We start from the raw sequence: 24,084 nt of genomic DNA, 5'->3' as shown, positions 1-24,084 counted from the left end.
GATATGAAAAATCAAATCAGAATACTCATTGCCCACCTGTTCCTTATTTCGCTTACGGCCGCGCTTGCGCAGGAAGTTCACCCGGATGGGAGATATGCCAAAGCCGAAATTATCCAGAAAAAAGCGGATGGTTTTAAAGGGATATGGTACATGAACCAGCCGTCCAACGACGAGTACGTCTATAAATACAGTGGCGGGCTGGCCGTATATCCAGCCAACCACCGGCCGTTTGCGATTTATGCCAAGGCGGTCGATAAAACATTCTTCTGCTTCGGGGGAACCGATGATAACAATTCGACCCTCCTCCATAATGTTTCCTACTTTGACCATAAAACCGGAAAGCTTGCGAATCCGGTGATCCTTCTGGATAAAAAAACGACGGATGCACATGATAATCCGGTGATATCTATCGATGATCAGGGGTATATCTGGATTTTTTCGACCTCCCACGGAACATCCAGGCCATCATATATTCACAAAAGCAAAAAGCCTTATGATATAGAGGGCTTCGAGACCATTGATGCTACGGAGATCGTCGGAGGCCAGGAAAAGCCGTTCAACAATTTCTCCTACTTCCAGGTCTACCCGATCAAGGGGAAAGGTTTTATAGCATTGTTTACAAAATACAACAAAGCCGGGCAGCGGGTGATCGGCTATAATACGACCAAGGACGGCGTGCGCTGGAATGAGTGGAAGGTGCTGGCGCATATCCAGAGCGGGCATTATCAGGTGAGCGCGGAGTCCAATGGTAAAGTCGGGGTTGCATTTGACTACCATCCTGACGGAAAAGGCCTCAACTACCGTACGAACCTCCAATACCTGGAAACCTCGGATTTTGGCGAAACCTGGCACAATGCACAGCTCGAACCGGCGCAGCTGCCCTTGACCTCAACTCAGAATATAGCCCTGGTGCGTGACTACGCGAGCGAAAAACTGAACTGCTATCTGCTCGATATTACATTTGACAAATCCGGCAAGCCGGCTATTCTCGTTATTTCCAGCAAAGGATACGAAGCCGGACCGGGTAACGATCCCAGGGAATGGACGCTGTACCGTTTCAGGAAAAACGGATGGGAAAACCATGTGGTCACTACTTCGGACAGTAACTATGACATGGGGTCGATTTATGTGGAGTCAGACAAGGTACTGAAAGTGATCGGGCCGACTGTGGATGGCCCGCAGGCTTATAATCCTGGCGGGGAAGTGGCCATGTGGCTAAGCAAGGACGGTGGAAAAACATGGAAAAAGGAAAAGCAAATGACCCAGAACAGCACCATGAACCATTCCTATGTGCGGAAACCTTCCAATGCCAGCCCGGATTTTTACGGGATATGGGCAGATGGTCATGGCCGCAAGCCGTCGGAATCGAACTTGTATTTTACCAATGAAAAAGGCGACGTTTATAAATTGCCCAGAAACAGTACGGACGCGATGATTACACCGGAACTGGTAAAGTAAGGGCTTTTTGCTGCCGTCGGCATGTTCCCCGGCGGCAGCAAAAAAATAAGCTGCACGCGGTGTAAGTGATTATTTTAATATAAAATTAAATATTACGGTGCCGGTTTTGAAATTGTCGATATATTCGTACTTGCCTCCGATATAGGTTTACGATAGTTTCAGACTGGTATGATTTCCGAAGAAAACTAGATATGGATTGATTTCTGCTCAGGGGATCCTTCTGCTCTGGAAAAGCTTTACAAGCTCTTTTATCCCGTTTTACTTCGCTATGGAAAGAAATTTACCACTGATCCTGCCGTTGTTGAAGATGAAATCCACGATCTTTTTTTGAGCCTCTGGCAGACCGGAAAGTTGCCCGCCGATCTGTATTCTCCGAAAGCATACCTTTTGAAATCCCTGCGCAACAGGCTGCTGGACCAGCTCCGTATGCATGAAAGAAATATGCATCAAGAAATCGGCTTTGAGCCTAACACCGATGCGTACATATACAGTATCGAGGACATCATGATCCAGGAACAGGCCCAGGAAGAGGATATTGTCCGGATCAGAAAAGCGATGGAAGACCTGCCGCCCCGCCAGCGGGAAATCATTTACCTGCGTTACTACTCCGAACTGTCACTCGCCGACATCGCCCAGGTCATGTCGCTGACCTACCAGTCGGTACGCAACCTGCTGCACAAAGCATTTATCCGCATCCGTGAACTCCTTCAGACCACCTTCTCCGCTATTAGTCTGATTATGATGAACTTACCAGATCCTGATAATTTTTTCTAAAAATATTTCAATAAAATAGGGTACAACTGTTTCATAAGGCTGTCTTGATACTAAACAGTTCAAGCCATGCGCGAAACGCCTTTTACGTGGGATCAATTGATGTCAGAACCGAGGTTCAGGAAATGGGTACTCAATCCTACACCGGAGCTTAATCAGTTCTGGCGCCTTTATCTCGTCAGATTTCCGCAGGAAGAAGCTCAGGTACGGCAGGCCAGGATTGCGACCAAGGCAACGGCCGTGAAACTGCCCGAGGTGAGTGAGCAGGCCATCGAAGCAGGGTGGAATGTCCTGAGTGAAAAAATCCAGACAAACGTTCCTGTTGTTCCGCTAAGGAAGTTTACTTATCCGTATTACAGGGTTGCGGCCGCCGCTTTTGCCCTGCTTGTTCTTGCTGCCGGCTTGTGGCTCTACAATGGAAAGTTACCCGCTGCCGCTACCTATGCAACGGAATTCGGCCAGGTGAAAACCTTGAATCTGCCCGATGGATCAACGGTGAGCCTCAACGCGAATACCCGCATGAAATGGGCTGGCTGGGACGGAACATCCGCCCGCGAGGTGTGGCTGGACGGGGAGGCATTTTTTGATATCCGGAAATTACCCGGAAAGGTCCCGTTCCTCGTGCATTTGCCAGAGTTTGATGTGGTGGTGAAAGGCACCAGGTTTAATGTGATGAACAGAAAAACCACAGCCGAAGTGGTTCTTGAAGAGGGTTTGGTAGCATTGAGAAGCCGCGACAAGGAAACAGACCTGCATCCTTCGCAGAAGATGCGCTGGACAGAAGGAAGGTTTGTCATCACCTATGTCCGTCAGGATATGTATGCCGCATGGCGAAACGGCTTGCTGGATTTTGACGAAACACCACTCCATGAGGTAGCGTCCAGGGTAGCAGACCTCTATGGGGTAGAGCTTGTGATTGAAAACGACCAACTGGCGAAAAAAACCATATCGGGCGTACTGCCTTCCAAAGATCTACAGAACCTGCTGACCGCCATAGAGGCAATCTACCCTGTCAGAATCGAAAAACTAAGTGATAACAAGTATCTGATCCGCTGAAATAACTGCCCGTTATGCAGCTGTAATGGAAATTCTCAAATAATATATTTAATCTATAAAATAAATGGTCTTGAAATAACCATACCTAATCCAAACCCGTTTTACCGATGAAAAAATTAATACTGATGAGCGCCTTACTGCTTTTTGCGGTCTGGTCCGGGGCAGAAGCCGGACAGCAAAAAATGCGGGTGGTGGAGAAAAAAAGTGGAGGATTGCCGGTAAGCCAGCGGAAGAAGCTGCTCGGCTCTGTACTGAAAGATATCCGTGAGATGCGGGGGATCTATTTTTTGTATGATACCGAAAGTGTCAAGGACCACCAGGTGTCGGATTTTAAAATAGAAGCCGGGCAGGATGTTGAGGTGATCCTCAGGAAACTTTTGCGCGGGACCGACCTTACTTTTGAAAAAATCGACACAAAAACTTATATCATCAGATCGAAATCCCCTCAGGGCCGCGCCGCGCCGGTAAAGCCGGATAAGACAGCCGAAGTGGCGGTTGCGGCAGCAATTTCCGGAAGGAATGTTTCAGGTACGGTGAAAGATGATGAAGACGGAAAAGGGCTTCCTGGGGTGAGCATTGTGGTAAAGGGCACGATGCTGGGGACTACCACGGATGCGAACGGGAATTTTCAGCTTATGCTGGAAGAAGGGGCTGCGATCCTGGCTTTTTCTTATATCGGTTATGATTCAAGGGAAATTGAAGTTGCTTCCGTCCAGACTACCCTGGACATTTCGCTCAGGGCAAGTGTCAGGTCTCTTTCTGAAGTGGTTGTGGTTGGGTATGGTACCCAAAAGGTCTCAGACATTACCGGCTCGGTGGCGCGGGTAAATGAAAAAACATTGCAAAGCAGGCCTGTGTCCAATTTCCAGGAAGCCTTGCAGGGACGTACCAGCGGGGTTCAGATCCGGCAGACCGGTGGAGACCTGGCCGGCAAATTCTCGGTGAACATACGCGGTATCGGCTCGGTGACAGGTAGTAACAACCCGCTGATTGTTGTGGACGGGGTACCATTGTTCAGCGGCGATTTTTCATCGATCAATCCCAAAGACATTGTTTCGATTGATGTTCTGAAGGATGCTTCCGCAACTGCTATTTATGGCTCGCGGGCCTCAAACGGTGTCCTGATTATTACTACCCGCAGAGGAAAATCCGGAAAAACGGAGTTCACGTTCAGCACATCGCTGGGGATAGAGGAGATAGCAAAGCGATATGACGTACTTTCTACGGAACAGCAGCGGCTGCTTTTTATCGAGGCTTTTAAAAACACCAATCGCAACACGTCGGTGTATGAGGACCTGGGCAATCCTGCGTGGGGGGTGAATACAGACTGGCAAAAACTGGTTACACAGACCGGTTTCAGGCAGGAGTACAATATGAGCATGAGCGGAGGAACCGAAAAAAGCCGGTTTGCGATTTCCGCCTCATATCTCAAAAGAAAGGGTATCATCAGAACTTCGGACCTCTCGTCTTTCTTTTTCCGTGCCAACAACGATATCACTTTCAGCCCTAAGTTCAAGGTGTCCAGCAGCCTTTCCGGAAGCCACCAGGAGCAGTCGCCTGTGAGTAACGACAGTTTTCACGGCGGGGCGTACAAAAGTGCTATTTCGGTTCACAGCTATGTGCAGCCTTTCGATCAAAACGGAAACCTGGCGGGAATATCCAGCACGGCAGATCCTTATTTTGGCGAAAACCGAAACCCGCTGATCGATCTGTACCTTCCGACCCGGAAAGCGGCAACCAACCGGTTGCTGGGAAATCTAAAATCGGACTGGGAGCTGGCCGAGGGGCTTACCTTATCCGGCAATGTCGGAGCGGATCTGGTTTTGTTGAACAATTATACCTTCTTGCCGGTATATAAAATTGGGATTTACTCGCTGGATCAGGGAAGTGTCACCGAAGGCTCTGAGCAGCAGATCAATTGGGTTACCGATGCCACCTTGCAATATGCAAAACTCTTCGGCAAACATGATTTCAAAATTCTGGCAGGAACTTCGGCTCAGGCTTTTTATGCAAAAAGAAACAGCGTAACCGGCACCGGCACGGTGGATAATACCTTGAACCAGCTTTCCAATCAGACCAATTTCTCCGCCACCGGCTCGGATGTTACCGCAGGGCTGGCCTCTGTTTTCGGACGCATTAACTACGGTTTTGATAGTCGCTACCTGCTAACAGCAACGGTGCGACGGGATGGTTCTTCAAAGTTTGGAAGCAACAAAAGATATGGTATTTTCCCTTCAGCATCGGTTGCCTGGCGTCTTTCAGAGGAAGCATTCATGAAAGGTCAGAACGTTATCAATGATTTGAAGCTGAGGACTGGCTATGGGCTTACGGGCAATCAAAACATCGGAGATTATGCATTTATCACGAGGGCTGGGGCGGCGCCTTACGTTTTTGGCAACGGCGTGGTAGTGGGTAATGCCCCTCAGAACATCGGTAATCCCAATTTACAATGGGAATCGGCCAAACAGTTTGATGCCGGGGTTGATCTTTCATTTTCGAACAACCGGATACAGCTCACACTGGACTATTATATCAAAAAATCGGAAAACCTTCTGATCAATACACCCCTGCCGTTTACAGCGGGAGTACCTGAAAACCCTACGGTCAATATCGGTTCGGTGCAGAACAGAGGGTTTGAACTGGATGTCAGCTCACGAAACCTTACAGGGAAACTTGGCTGGACCACAGGTTTCAACCTGACGTTCAACGAGAATAAGGTGCTCGATATCGGTACCAATTCAATTGGCGACCCGCTCGAAATACCGGGTGCCACATTGGAACTGCCGGGAGAGCCTGCCAATGTTACCAGGGCCGGTCAGCCGGTGGCCAGTTACTACATGTACCGTTTTGACGGAATCTGGCAGACGGCAGATAAAGACGAGGCGGCCAAATTCGGAGCGGTTCCCGGTGATCCGCGTTATGCCGATCTCAACGGAAACGGGAAATTTGATGTGGGGGACAAAGAGATCGCAGGGATTCCTAATCCAAAGCTGTTCGGCGGACTTTCGAACAATCTGACGTACGGGCCGTTGTCCCTCTCCGTTTTTTTCCAATATTCCATGGGTAACAAGTTGTACAATTCGATGCGGAACCTGAACGCGCGGTCTGTGCCTTTCAATCAGCAGCTTGCGGAAATCGCAGATTTCTGGACACCGGAAAACCCTTCCAATACCATTCCGCGCCCTTCGCAGGGAGGTAATACGACGTATCTGGCGACACGTGTCTCCACCCGTTTTCTCGAAAATGCCGATTATCTGCGACTGAAAGACGTAAGCCTGTCGTACGAATTTCCGGCTTCGATGATACGCAACCTGAAAATTTACCGTGCCCGGCTTTCCCTGCAGGCGACCAATCTCCTGACTTTTACCAAATACCAGGGGCTTGATCCGGAGTCTTCAAGCAGGTCTGAACTGATGTCGGCGGGTATAGATAATACCCCATACCCGCTGACGAGAATGTATTCGGCATCCATCCAGATAGGATTTTAACCCGCGGCTGGAACAAGGAAATTATGACAAGAAACCTTATATGCAAAATGATGAAGATCAATAAAAGATTTTTTAAAAAGCTCTGTTTTGCTACATTAACCCTTACCTGGGCGGGATGCCAGAACATTCTCGAACCGGATATCCAGGGTCAGATACCGCTGGAAACCTTACTGACTACTGAAAGCGGAATGCTCACTGCCGTAAATGGCATGTATGCGCCTCTGCAGACCATGTACAAGGGCTCTTTTCAACGGCTGACGGACCTTGCCAGCGACGACGGCTGGACCTGGCGGAATGAGCTGGAACCTGATTTGTTCATTGCTGAACCTGTTTTTACCCATTCCCAGAACATCTGGTCGACCAGCTATCAAGGGATTGCGCGGACGAATACAGTGCTGGACAATCTGGATAATGTAACTGATTTTTCAAGTGAACAATCCCGGAAGAACATCGAAGGTCAGGCCAGGTTTTTACGCGCTGCCTATTATTTCAATCTCGTACGCCTTTTCGGCGGGGTACCACTGATCGTCAGGCAGATCGGGAGCCGGACGGATGCGGAATTACCGAGGGCATCTATTGAAGAGGCATATGCACAGATCAAGGCAGATCTGACAGACGCGTATAATTTACTGCCAGCTGCCTATGGTTCGGGCGTAGGCAATGAGGCCGGCCGGCCGGTCAATCTTTCGGCAGCCGGATTGAAAACGCTTGTGCATCTGGAACTGGGAGAATGGGACGAAGTGATAGCCGCCGCCGATCTGGTGATTGGTAAAAAGACGCTGCAAAACAATTACGCTTCCTATTTCGACGGTTCGGCCGAAAACAATCAGGGAACTCTGTTCGAGGTACAGTATGGCGGGGTGGACTTGGCCACAACCAGTAGCCTGAGTACATTTCTAGCGCCCACAAGTACCCAGAACGGGGGAGCGATCATATTGCCGACGGACGATAACCTGAATGGGAGAGGTGGCGGGCCGTCATCGGGCAACGGTATTGTGCAGGCCTTCGAAACCGGTGATTTAAGGAAGGAAGTGAGCCTTAATTCCTACAACCTCCCCAATTTTGTTGATGCTTCGAAACCCGCGGGCAGCCTTTTTTACATTCATAAATATTACAATACCAAGGACCCTAACGGGAGAAGCACCTGGAATTTCCCTTTGATAAGATATTCGGAGATACTCCTGGCAAAAGCGGAGGCGATGAATGAAAGGACATTTCAGGTCGGAGGCATAGCATTGGATTTGTTAAATCAGGTCCGGGTAAAGGCTGGATTGCCTGCTTTGCCGCCTGCACAGGTGAACACCCAGGAAAGTTTTAGAAAGGCTTTACGGAATGAAAGGCGTGTGGAATTTGCTTTTGAGACCAAAAGATACTTCGACCTGAACCGGTGGGGTATCATGGAAAATACCATGCAGCCCCAGCTCGATTTTCTTGCATTGAAATTCCCGGCGCAAAGGACGGTTTTACATCCCATAACCGGTAAGAAATATTACTTGTACCCTATTCCGGCGACGGAGTTTATCAATAATGCCAAGCTGGGGCAGCAGAATCCGGGGTATAACTAGCAAGTGATTTGGAATGACGATAAAATACTGATGATGAATTTGAAATACAAAACAATCGCGGCGGCGGCCGTTCCTGCTGCTCTTCTGGTTTTTTCGGCTTATCTGCCGGAAACGAAAAATGTTCAGGCGTCGGCTGCTGTCAAACCGAATATTGTGGTCATTCTGGCGGATGATCTGGGCTATGGTGACCTGCAATGTTATAATCCTGAATCCCAAACCAGTACGCCCAACCTCGACAGGCTAAGCAGGGAAGGGCTGCGTTTCACGGACGCACATTCGGGCTCGGCGGTCTGCACGCCTACCAGATATGGGCTGATAACCGGGCGCTATGCTTTCCGCTCACCTTTGAAAAAGGGTGTGCTGGGCGGCTACTCACCGGCGCTGATCGAGGAAAACAGGTTCACAGTGGCAGATCTGATGAAACAATCGGGTTACCAGACGGCTGTGATCGGAAAGTGGCATCTCGGGCTCAACTGGCCTGAGCGGGACGCATCCCAGCCCCAGCCCGGCGGCGCCCCGGACTCATGGCCGGCGGGAGACAAGCTGAATATAAAGGCCGATCTGCTGCAAGGGCCCAATGACCTGGGTTTCGATTATAGTTATATTATCCCGTCGTCACTGGACATACCACCTTACATTTACCTGGAAAATGGCAGGCCTACCAATCGCGATATCGGTGAAATAGAGGGAAAGAATGATCCGAGAGGGGTTTTCTGGCGTTCAGGCAAAGCAGCAGGGGACTTTAAACTGGAACAGACGCTCGATCATCTGGGCAGTAAAGCAAAAGAATTCCTGATCGGGCAAAGCAAAACCAAACAACCTTTCTTTCTCTACCTGCCGCTCACCAGTCCGCATACGCCCTGGCTGCCCTCGAAGGGTTTTCAGGGGAAATCCGGGGCGGGTATTTACGGGGATTTTGTGGCACATACAGATGATGTCGTCGGACAGGTCGTGCGCACGCTCGACAGCCTCGGCCTGAAAGACAATACGCTGATTGTTTTTACCTCCGACAACGGGGCTGACTGGAAACCCGGCGATAAAGAGAAATTCCCTAAACATCAGGCCAACGGGATCCTTCGCGGACAGAAATCGGATATATGGGAAGGCGGCCACAGGGTTCCTTTCATTGTACGGTGGCCAGGTGCAGGGCGGAAACCGGGTACGGTGAGTGAGACGGTTTGCCTCACGGACCTTATGTCTACGTTCGCCAGCCTCACAGGGCGGAAAATACCGGCAAATGCAGGTCAGGACAGTTTTGATTTTTCCCCAGTTCTCTCCAAGTCAGGTAGCGGAAAGCCTGTGCGACAAAGCATTATCCATCATTCGATCAACGGTATGTTTGCCATACGCAAAGGAAGATGGAAATATGTGGAAGGGCAGGGCAGCGGCGGCTGGTCCAGGGACGAATCGGCAACCAAGGAGCTGACAGCCCAGTTGTACGACATAGAAAATGATCCGCGCGAAACACAAAACCTTGTACAGCAAAAACCGGAAATCGCGAGAGAGCTGAAAACGTTGCTGCTCGCCCAACAGGATAGCGGGTTCACCCGGGAGGGGGCAGTAAAGTAAACCGTTGGTTCGCGGTGCACCTTCGGGCGGCGTACAGGACAGTAATTTACGGTTGGATGCAGAGGTAACAGGGTGGTTTGCCATTAAATAAATAAGCCCTGTTTGAGATCCTTTTCACTGGGGAAATTTTTACCTTTCAATGCACTCAACACCTTTTGTCCTAAATACTTATGATGCCAGTACCGTCTGCCGGAAAATTCAGGATCGATGTAGCGCAGGGGCTTTATCCGATCGTGTATGTCCGTGGTTTTACACCCACGGCTGGGTCAAGGGAAGAGACCTTCTTCGATGCCTATTACGGCTATTCTGAGACTTCTGTTGAAAAACGCAATGCCTTGCCTCCCAGCTATCAGGAGCCGATCGTCTTTGAAGGTCAGCTTATCCGGTTTCTGAAAGAATATAGCTACGTGGATGCCGCCAACAGTGGCCTCGCCCTGGCATTGAGCAATCCCGGAGGCAACGTTCAGAACCCAACCCGAAGCATGTGGATCAGCCGGTTCTACGATAAAGACGTGGTATCGGGGAAGGTCAGGAATATCATCGAGCATGCAGAGGACCTGCGTGAACTGATCTGTGAGCGAATCCCCAGGGAATTGAAACTGGCCGATGTAGACCTCGGCCCCGACGACGAAGACTATAAGGTGATCATCATCGCGCATTCTATGGGCGGACTGGTGTCACGTTGTTTGATACAGAACATTTTAGCCTCCAAAAAAGAAAAAGCCGACCGATGGATCCACCGGCTGGTGACCATTGGTACGCCGCACGGAGGCATAGAGCTCAGCGCGGTCCCCGACTTCCTGGAAGATCTGGTGATCAGTAAGGGAAACGCGCTGAATGGTGCGATTTTCAAAAGGGAAAGTATGGTTAAATATCTTAAACTCCCTTCCCCTGCGGCCGATTTGCAAAAGCTATTCGGTACTTATCCCGAAGGCCGGTGCCTCTGTATCATCGGCAGTGATCATGAAAGTTACTCGGTCGTCCGAAAGGCGACGGGCAGCCATAGCGACGGACTTGTGAAGCAGAGCAATGCCTACATCAAGGGTGCCTACTGGGCCAATGTGCACAGGGCGCACTCGGGCAGGAGGGGTATCGTCAACAGTTTTGAAACTTATGAGAACATCCGGCGTTTTCTTTTCGGTGACACAAGGGTAAGGATCTGGCTGGAAAATGTACAGCTCAGCACCGCCCCACCCAAAGACAATACCAGGGAATTTTACGATATCGAATTTTCCCTGTCGGTCCGGGGTACCGGGGTATATCTCCATCAGCGGAAACAAAATCCCTGCGAAAACGCATTTCGCTCCGACCGTAACGACTTCCCGATACAAAAACTTCATCTGCACACCGGTTTCCTGGATACCAGACTGCGGCCTTCCGGGGATAATTTTTCTGTTTTTTTACTCACTTTCAAAATATCCCAGCATCAGGTGAAACAAGGTTTTCTGTTTGAAACACAGTTTCCCGAGCGCGTGATTTACAGTGAAAGTATGGATATCCGCATCAACCTGGCAGAAAAGTCCAAATCGGTTGTGGAGTTCAGATGGCTGTCGGAGACGCAGGATATCGACGACCCGGGAAGCTGGCAGAAGACTTTACTTACCGATGGTGTTTTCAGGTTTCCTTTCCGGGAAGCAAAAACCGTTAGCGGGCAGATCTGCCTGCAGCCTTCGGTATGGAATGATGAGGCAGCGAATGTTTCGGGAGAAGCTGCGCTGATCGATTGATATACAATGTTTCAACCGTAATGATTTAGTCAACATGGAAAGTCGCGTCAGAACCGGAAAAACGAAACGGTCCGTTAGCCCGGGCAAAATTGCGGCAATTGCTTTTTCATTTGCCGTAATGCTTTTTCTCATTGTTGTGAGTTTTGAAAAACCGGGATGGTCCCAGCAAAATCCTCAGCTTTTCAGGATCCTTTTTGCGCTTTTCGGTGGCATTTTGGTGACGGCTTTCCTGTCGGGCAGTTTGAAATTCAAAGGGCTTAATCTGGAAGCAGGCGGTGGAATTGCCGTTTTTATTGCCCTTTATACGATTGATCCGATCAAGCCGGAAGTGTATTTTTTCAATGCTACCGTCAATTTGCACGGCCCCAAAGGCATGTCAGACCATGTGATCAGGGCAGGATCTCTCAGTTTTTCGGTGGCGGGAAAAAGCCTTACCGGGGGAAATCCGGTGGATGCAAACGGCCAGGTTTCGCTGATGAACATTCCTGTGGAATTTCAGGATCAGAAAGTTTCTTTTCAGCTGCAATCCGACAAATTCAAGCTGGCCTATCCTGATTCTCTTTACACACTGAAAGAAAAAACAGACCTTGCCGTAACCCCTCTTACAATCGAAAAGGTGTCGGGGAACATCCTGTCTGTGGACGGTGGCTTTATCCAGGGCGCCCATGTCAAAATCGGGGATATTATTTCGGTTACGAATAACCAGGGGCGTTTCGAGATTGTGATCCCCCCCAACCTGCAAAAGGAAAGCTATGTTCTGACAGTTGAGAAGGAGGGTTACCTGACGCTGGATGACAAGGATGTTTACCAGGAACAGATCGATCTGGCCGAAGCAAAAAACGATCAGAATATCAAATTGAAAAAGATCCCCGTAGAACCCGAGACCCCGGTTGTGGAAGAGCTGGATCCCGTGCTGGCGGTGGAAATAACCGAAGCAAATCCTTACGTGATCCAGATGCGCGACAAGCAGCCTTTCACGTTTCCTGCAGATAAAACAGTTGGTAACCTCAAAACTTATATTTGCCTGCGTATTTTGCCAAAAGAATACGGCCGGCTCAATAAATGCAACATCCTTCATTACGGAGAAACTATGGCGAATGAAAACCAGACTTTGATGCAGTCAGGGTTTAAAAGCGGGATCAACGAGATAGACCTGGAATGCAACGGGGTGCCTTCCGAATACATGATGAAGTTGAAAAAAATCATGATCACGAACATCAAGGCGAATATCAGTTCTGTATTTGTCAACAATGAGGTGGTCAATTTTAGTTGGGAGGGAAGTAATATCAAGCTCATGTGCGGAAACTGGCTGTACGGCAAGAACAACGTGATTGAACTGTATGAAAACAACAAGAAGATCAGCCTCAATTTGCTGAGAGAAGATAATTACCTGGAAACAACCTGGATTGACGGTGAAAAAGGGCAGGTCATAAAGGCTCCTCTCACGATCAGGAAACCGTTAAGAGTGTACCCGCGTGTGTCCCACCTATCTTACCCGGTCCCGCTCTTCGGAGGAGCTGTTTTCCTGTCTTCTCTCGGTACGGGTACCACCGAATGAGCGGGAAAATGTAAGCTTCATGATTGGAAACCGCCTCGATTCGGCATTGTAACTGACGTAGGCCCTGGTATGAAATGCGTCTTCGGTCAGCACACCGATGGAATTGCGGATGTTCATGGTCCTCAACATATCCGTGACGGAAAACTGGACCGATCCCTTGTTCTTTTTCAGCTCTTTTTTGATCCCGGCATTTACCGCCCCGAACCCGCTGACCCTTGCGTTGCCCCCATAGGAAGCACTGTTGTACCATCCTGAAAGTTCCGCCGAAAAATTGCCCGCAAACCTGAAAGACTGACTGAAATTGGCTGAATAGCTCAGGAAGGATTTTACAAACCAATTGGCCAGGTAATCCAGCTTGTATTGTCGCCAGCCACCTACGAAACCATAGTTCATGCTCCACCAGCCGGTTACTTTTACGGGAATGCTGGTTTCAAAAGTCAGGTTGTTCTGGTATCTGATGTTCTGGGGGGAAATATATACCAGGTCGCCGTTCCCGCCGGGCGTAATTTGTCCCTGGACAATGGGGTAGTCGTCCCGGCTGAACAGCACCGAAACCGAGTAGCCATAAAAATGATAACCGGCTTTGAGATTATTGGTGATAGTGGGTTTCAGGAGAGGGTTACCAGTAAAATAGGAGATAGGGTCATTGTAGGATACAAATGAGCTGAGGTCATTGTAGGATGGCCTGCTGATCCTTTTACTGTATGAAAGCTGTAATTCATTTTTCTCGTTTAATTTTTTTGAAAAAAACAGGCTTGGGAAAAACTTTCCGAGTCTCCTGTCTACTGAATTCTCCCCTGTGCGGCCGTCGGCGATCTGTGTGCGGGCATATTCATACCGGACACCCGCTGCCAGACTTGTGGAAGGATTGAATTGTGTATGAAACGAAATATAGGCCGCGCCGATTCCCTCGGTTACTGCCAGATCGTTCGCGACTTCGTCCCTTGGTTTCCACTCGCCGTTGATCAGCTCCTGTATGCCCGAAAAGCTGGAACTTTCGGTGTAAGTAGTTTTGACGCCGGTTTCCACCTTCGTTTTTTTGCTCAACTGTTTTGTGTAATCAAGCTTTACAACTCCGACCCTGATCGCAGTTCTGGCAAACCCGCTCTGATCGGCGGCGAACTGGTTTTCACCTCCCGAGCCGGCCTGATTGCCGTTTTCATCCAGGAACGAACTGTTTACGATGGTGTTATTGGCAATGTTGTAATGCAGGTAATCTGCGTTGAAGGTAATTTTTTCCCCCTCCCTGATTTTCTTTTCCGCATAAACCGAGGTGATCGTGTTGCGCCAGCGGGTGTTTCCATTGACATGGCCGTTGAAGAGCAGGAGCGAATCGGGGTAAAGGATGTATTCGGCCTGGTTGAAAACTTGTGAGGAAGTCCTGCTATTAATGTACCCTATGTTGCCGCCAACTGTGATCTTCGGACTCAGCTGCGCATCGATCCCGCCGGACAGGTTGTGATTGTTCCGGAGGGGTTTGTACACATTCCGGAATTCAAAAGTGGCCGGACCGCCTACTATGGCTGCAATTTCAGAACCATGTGCAGAGAAGTTGCTCCGGCTGCGGTCGCGGGAGAAGGTGTAGGAGCCGTACAGATCGATTTTTCCCGTGTGATGGCCGACGGTCCCGCTGCCGGTCGCTTTTTCTCCCCAGCCGTGACCCGCGGTAAGTGACAGGGAGCCATTTGTTCCTGGTTTTTTATCCTTCTTCATCACGATGTTGATCAAACCACCGCTGCCCTCTGCATCGTACCCGGCCGGCGGGGTAGTGATCAGCTCTATTTTTTCAATGTCATTGGCGCTCATTCCGTTGAGCATCGCAAGCAGCTGTTCGACCGGTATGCGCATCATTTTCCCGTTTATCATGACCATTACGCCATTTTTCCCGTTCAGTGCTATTCCGTTGGTGCGCTCGTCTATGATCACGCCCGGCGACCGCTGCAGAATTTCTAGTGCCGAGCTGCCCTTCGAAAGCACATTACTTTCGACATTGATTACAGTCCGGTCGATTTCCTGTTGAAACATGGGCTTTGCGGCCCTCACGGATACTTCCTGCAGCTGTCCGGCTTCTTCTTCCAGAATAATGTCCCCGAAATCCTTTCGGTTTTGTACGGACGTCAGTTCGAAAGCGGGCAATCCCCGCGTAACATACCCCAGGCTGCTTAACCGCAGCATGTAGTGGCCAGACCTTGTGTTTTCTATCCGAAACTCGCCTGTTTCGGTTGTGGCTGCGCCTGCAAGGTTCGCCGAGTCTCTGGTATCGCGCAGGAGCACGTTCGCAAAAGGAACGGGTGCGCCGGCATTGGTGAGCAGCCTGCCCGATACCTGGGCCTGGCTATTTTGTATCCCTAAAAATAATGACAGAATAAAAAGCAGTTTTTTCATGGCTGAGATCGGGAAAATGACTTTTGCGGGCATGTCCCGCGGATACAAAAGAAGTCCCCGGGAATTACATCAGGAATGTATCGTGACCACCGGCAACATCTAATTGACCACCTGCATCAATACAGACAAATGGGTGATATCGGGAAGAAAATGATGAAAATCAGCGTAATAAGCGGCCGTAGCTACCATTGGTCAATTATCTGCCGCAGTTCATATAGTATGGGTTCGGGATCGCCGGAATTTTAGTTATCTTAGGAGAACCGACTTCTTTTTCTCATGTGCAGGATCGGGCGTTTGTTTTGAGTACCTGATGAATCCATTTTTGAAATGAAATTCTCTCTGCCCGCCAATTCTGAGCAGAACTGGCTTTTTAAATACAAGCTTTACCACATTCCGCTCTGGTTTGTTTACCATTATCTGTGGTGGGTGGTGGCAATGGGCAATCCTTACAAGGCGGCGAGTTCGCTGGTATTTTTCCCGATGACCATCAAATTCAGCTTCTATGTGCTATTTCAGGCATTGGCGGTTTATTTCAACCTGTACTATCTGATCCCGAAATACCTGGCGAAAAGCAGGTTTTCAATCTATCTCGTATACCTGATCCTGACGATTTGTGTTACCACCCTGCTGATCGTCGGCGGGTATTATTTCAGTTCTTATGCCTCGGGCATGTCGATGCGGGAAATTTACGGAGGGGGAACAGATGCAGAATGTTTTTTCCGTTTTCTGAACAATGCCCTGCCTTCCACCGTGGCGAGTATGACGCTTGCGATGAGTATCAAGCTGGCCAAGACCTGGATACAGACGGAGCACAGGCAGCGGCTGCTGGAAAATGAAAAGCTGGAAACCGAGCTGAAATTCCTTAAAAACCAGTTTAACCCGCATTTTCTTTTTAATACCATTAACTCGATATTTTTCCTGATCCATAAAAACCCGGACATGGCTTCGGATGCGCTTGCCAAATTTTCCGAGCTGCTGCGTTATCAGCTCTATGAGTGTAACGACCGGCAGATTCCGCTCAGCAACGAAATCGTCTATATGCGGAACTTTGTGGAACTGGAAAAACTCAGGCAGAGCAGTAATATCCGGGTGAACTTTGAGATGGACCGCCAGCATACCGAAATGCTCGGGATTGCGCCTTTTGTATTGATGGTGTTTGTCGAAAATGCTTTCAAACATGTTTCCCGGCATACCCATGAAGAAAACCGGATCAGCATCGGGGTGGGCCTGGAAGGTAACCGCCTGGATTTCCGTGTCTCTAACACTACCTCGGCTTTTACAACAAAAGATGTGGTGCATTACGGAGGCATCGGCCTGAAAAACGTGCAGCGAAGGCTGGACCTCATTTATCCAGGGCAGTATGTATTGGATATTCAGCAGGATGAACGTTATTTTGAGGTTAACCTTACGCTGAGCCTTTCGGAGCTGACCGTTCCCGAGCCTGTTTGAAAAATCTTTACTTTGACATAACAAATAGCATGATCATGATAAGCTGTGTGATTGTTGATGATGAACCGCTGGCCAGGGAAGGTATTGGCAGCTATGTCAGGGAAATTGACTTCCTGCATCTCACGGCGACTTGTGAAAACCCTGTGGAATTGATGAAAGTGCTGGGTGAAAACAATGTGGACCTTGTTTTTCTGGATATCCAGATGCCGAAAATGAACGGTATAGATTTCCTGAAAATGGTGCAAAATCCTCCGATGATCGTTTTAACAACTGCCTACCCCAGTTATGCACTCGAAGGTTTTCAGCTCAATGTGCTGGATTACCTTTTAAAGCCGGTCACCTTCGATCGTTTTTTCAAAGCCGCCAACAAGGCGAGGGACTATCAGCGCCTGCTCAACAATTCCTCTTATCCCGAAATTCATCAAGCGGGCCGGGATGCGGATTATTTTTTTATCAAATCAGGGAGCAAATATGAGAAGATCCAGCTGAACGATATCCTGTACATTCAGGGCATGCAGAATTACGTGACGATTTACACTACAAAAGGAAAATACCTGACGTTGCTTTATCTTAAAAACCTGGAAGCGAGCCTGGACAGCAAGTCTTTTATCCGTGTACATAAGTCTTACATTGTCTCCGTCAATAAAATAGACGGGATAGAGGGGAACGAGATCTTTATCCAGTCGAACCGGATTCCGATGAGCCGAAATTACCGCGAGCAGGTGATAGGGCAGGTGGTCAACAATAAGCTGTGGGATAAAATCAAATTCTCCTGAAACATAAAAACGATGACGTCATGGAAAATAAAGACTGGTCTACCTTTTCACATGCCGAACCTGTGCTGGCGGTGCAGGATATAGCGGCAACGATTGCTTACTGGCAGCAGGTACTGTGCTTTCCGACGAAGTGGACCGCAGGGGAGCCGCCCTACCACGGGGCCGTTTCCCGCGATGGCGCGTTTATTCAATTTACGCTCGACGCGGAGCTGGCCGCGTCTTCAAAAGGAAATTCAATCTGGATCAGGGTACAGCGGATTAATACATTGTATGCCCAGCACCGCGAGCGCGGCGCGGAAATTGTTGCCCCCCTCAAAAACATGCCTTATGGATTTGCAGAATATACTGTCAGGGAGCTCAACGGGTACTATATCAGCTTCGCCGCTCCGGTGTCTGACCGGGAGAAAGGGACGCAGGCAATGCCCGATAGTATTGAGATCGTTCCAAGAATACCTGCTGCGCATGAATACCAAAATCTGAGGAAGTCGGTGGGATGGAGCTTGCCGGATAATCCGGATAATATGGAAAGGCTTGGTTCACAACTCGCTGCCGCGACCTTCGGCGTGGTTGCGGAGCACAAGCAAACGGGCGAAGTAGTAGGATATGCCCTGCTAACCAGCGACGGACTCGGATTTTATTATGTCCGGGACGTGATCGTGCATCCCGACTGGCAGGGCAAGCGCATCGGGACCGGACTGATGCTGGTACTGTCGGGCTGGATAGATGCCAATTTGCCGGACTCGTCACTGGTGGCACTGATCACCGGCGAAAATGTCGAACCGTTTTACCAGCAGTTCGGTTTTGAAAAGGCATTCAGCATGATTAAAATGCGGAGGCATAACAGGGATACCATGTGATGTTGTTGCGGATAATATGCTGGAGTTGCTTCTGGGGCGAAAACCGCTTTCTTTGCCGGAGTATCTTCAAATGCTTTGAAAATGCTTTTTAAACAAAAACATCTCGAACGGATACTGACCGGGGAATCGACCGTTGCGTTCCGCAAATGGAAGAAACCCGCGGTCGTTAAAGGCAGCCTGATCTGTACCAGCATCGGGGTCGTAAACATCACCGACATTATTGAAATGGATGCTGAGGATTTGTCGGAAGCAGATGCCGTTATCGCCGGTTTTGATGACCTTTCTTCTCTGCGGACTGAACTCGGTAAAATAAAGGAAGGGATACTTTACAAAATATCAGTGAAGTATCATGCCGCTGACGAACGGATCGGGCTGAGAGAAAAAAATTCACTGGATGATGATGCGTTTGCTGCACTAGCCGCCAAGCTCGGAAGATTGGACAAATCCGGTGAATGGACTTTAACGGTACTGAACCTGATCCGCGATAATCCCGAATTGCGGGCCGCCGATCTGGCAGCAATGACGGGAAGAGAAAAAGAATGGCTGAAACTCAATATCCGCAAGCTGAAAAATCTCGGCCTGACCATCAGCCTCGAGACCGGGTACCGGATTTCACCTCTCGGGACTTTTGTTTTGGATAAAATCAACAGGACATAGTAAGTATTTTCTGCCCAAAGCCAGGGATTCGCTGTATCCAAAGCGGGTAACCACTATATTTACCGCAAAAAGCAGACCTGCATGGAAAAAGAAAATACTTCTTTTGGAGTAAAGGAAATAGCACGACGGGCCAATGTTTCTACCGCAACCGTGGACAGGGTACTTCACAACAGGACCGGTGTTTCGGAGAAAACGAAGCAGCGGATCAACGATATTATCAAGGAACTCGATTACCAGCCTAATATCCTTGCCAGCCGTCTGGCATCCCGTAAAATCATCACCATTGCTATTCTGCTGCCCAATGTGTCCGAAGAAACGGATTTCTGGGAGGCCCCGCTGCTGGGGATCCGCAGAGCGGAGGCTGAGATCAGGCAATATGGCGTACAGGTGATTTCTTATTTTTTTGATCTCAACAGCAAAGAGTCTTTCACTGAAAATGTACGGCTGATTTTGCAGGGCGACGTGCATGGTATTTTGCTTTCGCCTTCTTTTATTGAAGAAACCAAACAGTTTGCGGCAGAATGCAACGAGCGTAAAATCCCTTTTATCTTTATAGATTCGGATATTCCCGACCTGCACAGCCTTTCTTACATTGGTCCGCATTTGTTCAAAAGCGGCTATGTAGGTGCCAAACTCCTTACTTACCGGCTGCAGAGTAATACCAAGGTACTGATCATCAATATTTCCAAAGAAGTCGATAATTTCAACTACCTGCGGATAGAGGAAGGTTTCAGGTCCTATTTCAGCGACAAAAACCAGCCCAACGAGATCGTTCGTATCGATATCCGGGAAACAGATTACCAGTCGGTCGCGCGGCATCTTACTTATGTGTTTCATTTAAACAAGGATATAGGTGCGGCTTTTGTGACCAATTCGCGGGTGCATACCGTGGCGTCATTTCTGAAAAACAGCCACCGTACGCATGTTTCACTGATCGGTTATGATTTTGTCAAAGAGAATGTCGGGTATCTCGAAAGTGACGTCATCGATTTTCTGATCTGTCACCGGCCCGAAGAGCAGGGCTACCGGGGAGTGATGGCGTTTTACCAGACCCTCGTCACCAACGCGCCCGTGACCAGGCTGAGTTATATGCCCATTGATATCGTTACCAAAGAAAATTACGAGTTTTACCAGAATTAGCCTTTCTGGAATATAACTGATGCAAAGGGCAACGTTGCCCGGAGAATCGGGCCGATCTGAATTTTTTCACAAAATTTTATGGATAGATTTTTTAAAAAAGAAGAATATAAAAAATATTTCTACCTTTACGGGCACGTGCCCGTAAATTGCATCAGCCGAACAGTTCCTGTATTCAGTCCTTACTCTTATTACCTTGGAAAACTTTAAAGACAAATTACTCAGTTGGCTTAAATCACTCGGTCCGGGAATGATTACCGCGGCTTTGATCTTCGGGCCCAGCAAGCTGACCATCACTTCGAAAATCGGAGCGGTGTATGGTTATTCGCTGCTCTGGATTGTGATAGTGGCCATTTTCTTTATGTCGGTATTTGCCGCGATGTCTACTCGTATCGGCGCAGCGACCCATCAATCGCTGCTGTCGTCGGTAAAGCAAAAATGGGGAAAGGGCGCTTCCATCGCTATGGGGATCGGGGTTTTCCTGGTGACCACTTCTTTTCAGGCCGGAAATTCAATCGGCGTCGGGATCGCTGCCGGGGAGCTGTTTCATACTTCGCCTATTCCGTGGGTCATTTTCTTCAACCTTGTCGGGATCAGCCTGCTGTTTTTCAGGAGCTTTTATTCGGTGCTCGAACGGACGATGATTATCCTGATCCTGGTAAAACTGTTTTCATTTCTGACGACCTTGTTCTGGGCCAAGCCTGACATGGTTGAGGTTGCAAAGGGTTTTACAACGCCTGTCATCCCGGAGGGTTCCCAGGGATTGATCATCGCGTTTATCGCGTCGTCCTTTTCAATCGTGGGGGCATCTTATCAGTCTTATCTAATTCAGGAACGCATCCGGATCAACCCATCACTGCGGACAGCCAGGAATGACAGTACGACCGGGATGGTTTTCATGGGTTTCATGTGTACGATCGTGATCATTTGCGCTGCTTCCATTTTACACCCCAAAGGAATCAAGGTCAATTCGGCCTCGGATATGGCAAAGGCGCTCGAACCGCTTTTTGGTAACAATGCATCTACGCTTTTCCTGATCGGTTTGTTCGGGGCGGCCTTTTCTTCCCTGATCGGAAATGCCTCTGTCGGCGGGACACTTCTGGGCGATGCGCTGGGGCTTGGTAGTAATTTTAACTCAAAACCAGTTCGTTACCTTGTGGCTACTGTGATGGTGATCGGTGCTTCGATAGCTATCAAATTTGGCAAGTTGCCGTTAGAGCTTATTGTTTTTGCCCAGAGTGTAACAATTTTCGTTGTGCCTTTCATTGGCACGGCCCTCTACATGGTAGCCAACGACAAGAAAATCATGGGTGACAAAGCCAATAGCCCGCTGGTAAAAGTGGTGGCCGGTATCGGTTTGGTGGTGATTTTTTCACTTGCGATTATCAATAGCAAAGAATTATTTTTTAACAATCCGCTTTTTAAATAATGACCGGAATAGCATCTCTTGAAGAACAATGGCTAAGTCCCTCGGCCGCCTTGATTGAGGATATCAAGAAAATTGAGGGTGATATCCTGATCCTGGGTGCAGGGGGCAAGATCGGGCCGAGCATTGCGCGCCTGGCGAAACAGGCCATCGACGAGGCCGGACTTGATAAGCGTGTCATTGGTGTTTCGAGGTTCAGCGAACCAGGCCTGACCGCCGAGCTGAACGCCGAGGGTATTGAAACCATTGTTGCGGATATTCTTGAAGATCACCAGCTTCAGGCGCTTCCCGAAGTGGAAAATGTGCTTTATCTGGCCGGAACCAAGTTTGGTACTTCGGGCAATGAACCGTATACCTGGGCTATGAACACCTATCTGCCCGGCAGAGTGGCCGAGAAATTCCGTAATTCCAAAATCGTGGTTTATTCAACAGGAAATGTTTATCCCTTTACGACAGTTGCGTCGGGAGGAGCTACGGAAGAGCTGCGTGCTGACCCGGTAGGGGAGTACGGGCAGTCGTGCCTCGGGAGGGAGCGTATGTTCCAGCATTTTTCTTCAATTTACGGAACAAAATTGCTGATCTACCGCCTGAATTATGCGATAGATTTTAAATACGGCGTCCTTCTGGAAGTCGCGAAATCTGTCCTGGGTGGCAAGGCGATTGACCTGAGTACCGGGCACGTCAATGTGATCTGGCAGGGAGATGCCAATGAAATGGCGATCCGTTCGCTGCTGCATTGTGAGGCGCCTTCGAAGATCCTGAATATTACCGGTCCGGAGACAGTTTCGCTTCGCTGGCTGGCGGGGGAATTTGGACGTATATTTAACACCGTTCCGCAGTTTGCGAACGAGGAACAACCTTCTGCTTTGCTGAGTAACGCTGCGGAATCTTTCCGTTTGTTCGGCTATCCGCGCACGACATTGAAACAGATGATCGGGATCACCGCGCAATGGCTGCTGGAAGGCGGCAAGACGATTAATAAGCCTACGCATTTTCAGGAGAGGAAGGGGCAGTTTTAGGAGTAGGGAGGAAAGGGAGGATGGAAGAAGGGGAAGATGATTTTTTTGGGATAAAAAAATTTGAATGATTATGTTAAGGCAGGAAATAAAAGATCTTTTGTTTGAGGGGACGGTGATTCCGGCGCATCCGCTGGCGCTGACCAGTGACCTTAAACTGGATGAAAAAAGGCAGCGCGGTCTCACGAAATATTACATGGCCAGCGGGGCAGGAGGCATCGCGATCGGCGTCCATACGACACAGTTTGAGATCCGCGACCCGCATGTTAATCTGTTTGAAAAAGTACTCGAAATTGCTGCGGACGAAATTGACGGGTCGAATATCGGCAGGCCGTTTATCAAGGTAGCGGGTGTCTGCGGGCTGACAGAACAGGCTGTTAAGGAGGCAAATATTGCAGTGAAATATGGTTACGATCTTGGGCTTGTGAGTATGGCTGCTTTCAAGGAGCAGTCTGAATATGAGATCATTGCACACATTAAGACCGTTGCTGAAATTATTCCGGTATTTGGATTTTATCTTCAGGCGGCGATTGGCGGGCGGGTTTACAGCTATGATTTCTGGCAGCAGTTTGCTGAGATCCCGAATGTGTATGCTATCAAAATCGCTGCGTTCAACCGGTACCAGACGCTGGATGTGGTGCGGGCTGTGGCATTTTCTTCCCGCAAAGACGAAATCGCGCTTTACACGGGAAACGACGACAATATTGTGGCAGACCTGCTGACACCTTACCGCTTTAATGTGAACGGGGAAACGGTTGAAAAGCGGTTTGCCGGCGGATTACTTGGACATTGGGCTTGCTGGACAGAAAAGGCGGTAAGCCTGCTGAAAAGTATAAAAAAGTCGGTTGCAAATGGTAATGAGAATATTTCAGATCTGCTGAGCCGGAATATTGAGGTGACAGACATGAATGCAGCCATTTTTGACCCTGCGCATGCTTTTCACGGATGTATCACCGGTGTGCACGAAGTATTGCGGAGACAGGGATTGATGGAAAACATTCTGACCCTTAACCCCAAAGAAAACCTCTCCCCCGGCCAGGCCGAAGAAATCACCAGAGTAACCGAGGCTTATCCGCACTTGGTTGATGATGATTTTGTGAAGAAGTTGCTGGAGGAGGAATTGGTGTAAGCAGCATTCCGACTGCGCTGTGTGACAGCGTAATTGGTTGATTGTAAGATTTTATGGTTG

17 protein-coding genes are annotated in these 24,084 nt (G+C 49.0%); 16 read left to right on the top strand and 1 reads right to left on the bottom strand.

What is annotated here, in order from left to right; genetic code table 11:
• Positions 1–3 precede the first annotated feature (3 nt).
• The 8 genes from FBF61_RS07630 to FBF61_RS07595 all read left to right on the top strand — a co-directional run bounded on the left by FBF61_RS07630 (position 4) and on the right by FBF61_RS07595 (position 13,192).
• Entirely contained in the window at positions 4–1,458 is a 1,455-nt protein-coding gene (locus FBF61_RS07630) for a BNR-4 repeat-containing protein (protein ID WP_138476611.1), read from the top strand.
• A gap of 189 nt (positions 1,459–1,647) precedes the next feature.
• Positions 1,648–2,232: an RNA polymerase sigma factor gene (locus tag FBF61_RS07625; protein ID WP_138476610.1), complete on the top strand. Its 585-nt coding sequence runs from the start codon at positions 1,648–1,650 to the stop codon at positions 2,230–2,232.
• Positions 2,233–2,298: 66 nt separating this feature from the next.
• Positions 2,299–3,285 carry a FecR family protein gene (locus tag FBF61_RS07620; protein WP_138476609.1) on the top strand — a complete coding sequence of 329 codons (987 nt, stop codon included), beginning with the start codon at positions 2,299–2,301 and terminating at the stop codon, positions 3,283–3,285.
• Between the two features lie 107 nt (positions 3,286–3,392).
• Positions 3,393–6,773 carry a SusC/RagA family TonB-linked outer membrane protein gene (locus tag FBF61_RS07615; protein WP_138476608.1) on the top strand — a complete coding sequence of 1,127 codons (3,381 nt, stop codon included), beginning with the start codon at positions 3,393–3,395 and terminating at the stop codon, positions 6,771–6,773.
• 47 nt (positions 6,774–6,820) lie between these two features.
• A complete protein-coding gene (locus tag FBF61_RS07610) occupies positions 6,821–8,338 on the top strand; it encodes a RagB/SusD family nutrient uptake outer membrane protein (protein WP_166444457.1) in 1,518 nt (505 codons plus the stop codon).
• A gap of 30 nt (positions 8,339–8,368) precedes the next feature.
• Positions 8,369–9,907, top strand: a complete 1,539-nt coding sequence (locus FBF61_RS07605; protein ID WP_229214948.1) for a sulfatase family protein — start codon at positions 8,369–8,371, stop codon at positions 9,905–9,907.
• A 170-nt stretch (positions 9,908–10,077) separates the two neighbouring features.
• Positions 10,078–11,634: a PGAP1-like alpha/beta domain-containing protein gene (locus tag FBF61_RS07600; protein ID WP_138476606.1), complete on the top strand. Its 1,557-nt coding sequence runs from the start codon at positions 10,078–10,080 to the stop codon at positions 11,632–11,634.
• Positions 11,635–11,668: 34 nt separating this feature from the next.
• On the top strand, positions 11,669–13,192 hold the full coding sequence (locus FBF61_RS07595) for a carboxypeptidase-like regulatory domain-containing protein (RefSeq protein WP_138476605.1): 1,524 nt from the start codon (positions 11,669–11,671) through the stop codon (positions 13,190–13,192).
• Here the strand turns inward: FBF61_RS07595 and FBF61_RS07590 are convergent.
• A complete protein-coding gene (locus FBF61_RS07590) occupies positions 13,121–15,577 on the bottom strand; it encodes a TonB-dependent receptor domain-containing protein (protein WP_166444456.1) in 2,457 nt (818 codons plus the stop codon). The genes FBF61_RS07595 and FBF61_RS07590 overlap by 72 nt on opposite strands.
• A gap of 327 nt (positions 15,578–15,904) precedes the next feature.
• Here FBF61_RS07590 and FBF61_RS07585 point away from each other — a divergent pair, with 327 nt between their 5' ends.
• The 8 genes from FBF61_RS07585 (at position 15,905) to FBF61_RS07550 (ending at position 24,024) form a co-directional block, all read left to right on the top strand.
• The gene (locus FBF61_RS07585; RefSeq protein WP_138476603.1) at positions 15,905–17,026 is read left to right on the top strand and encodes a sensor histidine kinase; all 1,122 of its coding nucleotides are present in this window, start codon (positions 15,905–15,907) and stop codon (positions 17,024–17,026) included.
• A gap of 35 nt (positions 17,027–17,061) precedes the next feature.
• Entirely contained in the window at positions 17,062–17,802 is a 741-nt protein-coding gene (locus tag FBF61_RS07580) for a LytR/AlgR family response regulator transcription factor (protein ID WP_138476602.1), read from the top strand.
• Positions 17,803–17,822: 20 nt separating this feature from the next.
• Complete coding sequence (locus tag FBF61_RS07575) at positions 17,823–18,659, top strand: GNAT family N-acetyltransferase (RefSeq protein WP_138476601.1); 837 nt, start codon at positions 17,823–17,825, stop codon at positions 18,657–18,659.
• Between the two features lie 81 nt (positions 18,660–18,740).
• On the top strand, positions 18,741–19,316 hold the full coding sequence (locus tag FBF61_RS07570) for an ASCH domain-containing protein (protein WP_138476600.1): 576 nt from the start codon (positions 18,741–18,743) through the stop codon (positions 19,314–19,316).
• Positions 19,317–19,397: 81 nt separating this feature from the next.
• Positions 19,398–20,456: a LacI family DNA-binding transcriptional regulator gene (locus FBF61_RS07565; protein ID WP_138476599.1), complete on the top strand. Its 1,059-nt coding sequence runs from the start codon at positions 19,398–19,400 to the stop codon at positions 20,454–20,456.
• A 247-nt stretch (positions 20,457–20,703) separates the two neighbouring features.
• Positions 20,704–21,882: an Nramp family divalent metal transporter gene (locus tag FBF61_RS07560; protein ID WP_138476598.1), complete on the top strand. Its 1,179-nt coding sequence runs from the start codon at positions 20,704–20,706 to the stop codon at positions 21,880–21,882.
• Positions 21,882–22,898, top strand: coding sequence for an NAD-dependent epimerase/dehydratase family protein (locus FBF61_RS07555; protein ID WP_138476597.1), 1,017 nt, complete (start codon positions 21,882–21,884; stop codon positions 22,896–22,898). Before FBF61_RS07560 ends, FBF61_RS07555 begins: the two co-directional genes overlap by 1 nt.
• Before the next feature lie 70 nt (positions 22,899–22,968).
• On the top strand, positions 22,969–24,024 hold the full coding sequence (locus FBF61_RS07550; RefSeq protein ID WP_138476596.1) for a dihydrodipicolinate synthase family protein: 1,056 nt from the start codon (positions 22,969–22,971) through the stop codon (positions 24,022–24,024).
• The last annotated feature ends 60 nt before the right edge of the window (positions 24,025–24,084 follow it).

The organism is Dyadobacter bucti (assembly GCF_005869225.1).
In the GTDB taxonomy this organism is placed as follows: Bacteria; Bacteroidota; Bacteroidia; order Cytophagales; family Spirosomataceae; genus Dyadobacter; species Dyadobacter bucti.
The sequence above is the reverse complement of the archived record's forward strand: the minus strand, read 5'-3'. Positions and strand labels throughout refer to the sequence as shown.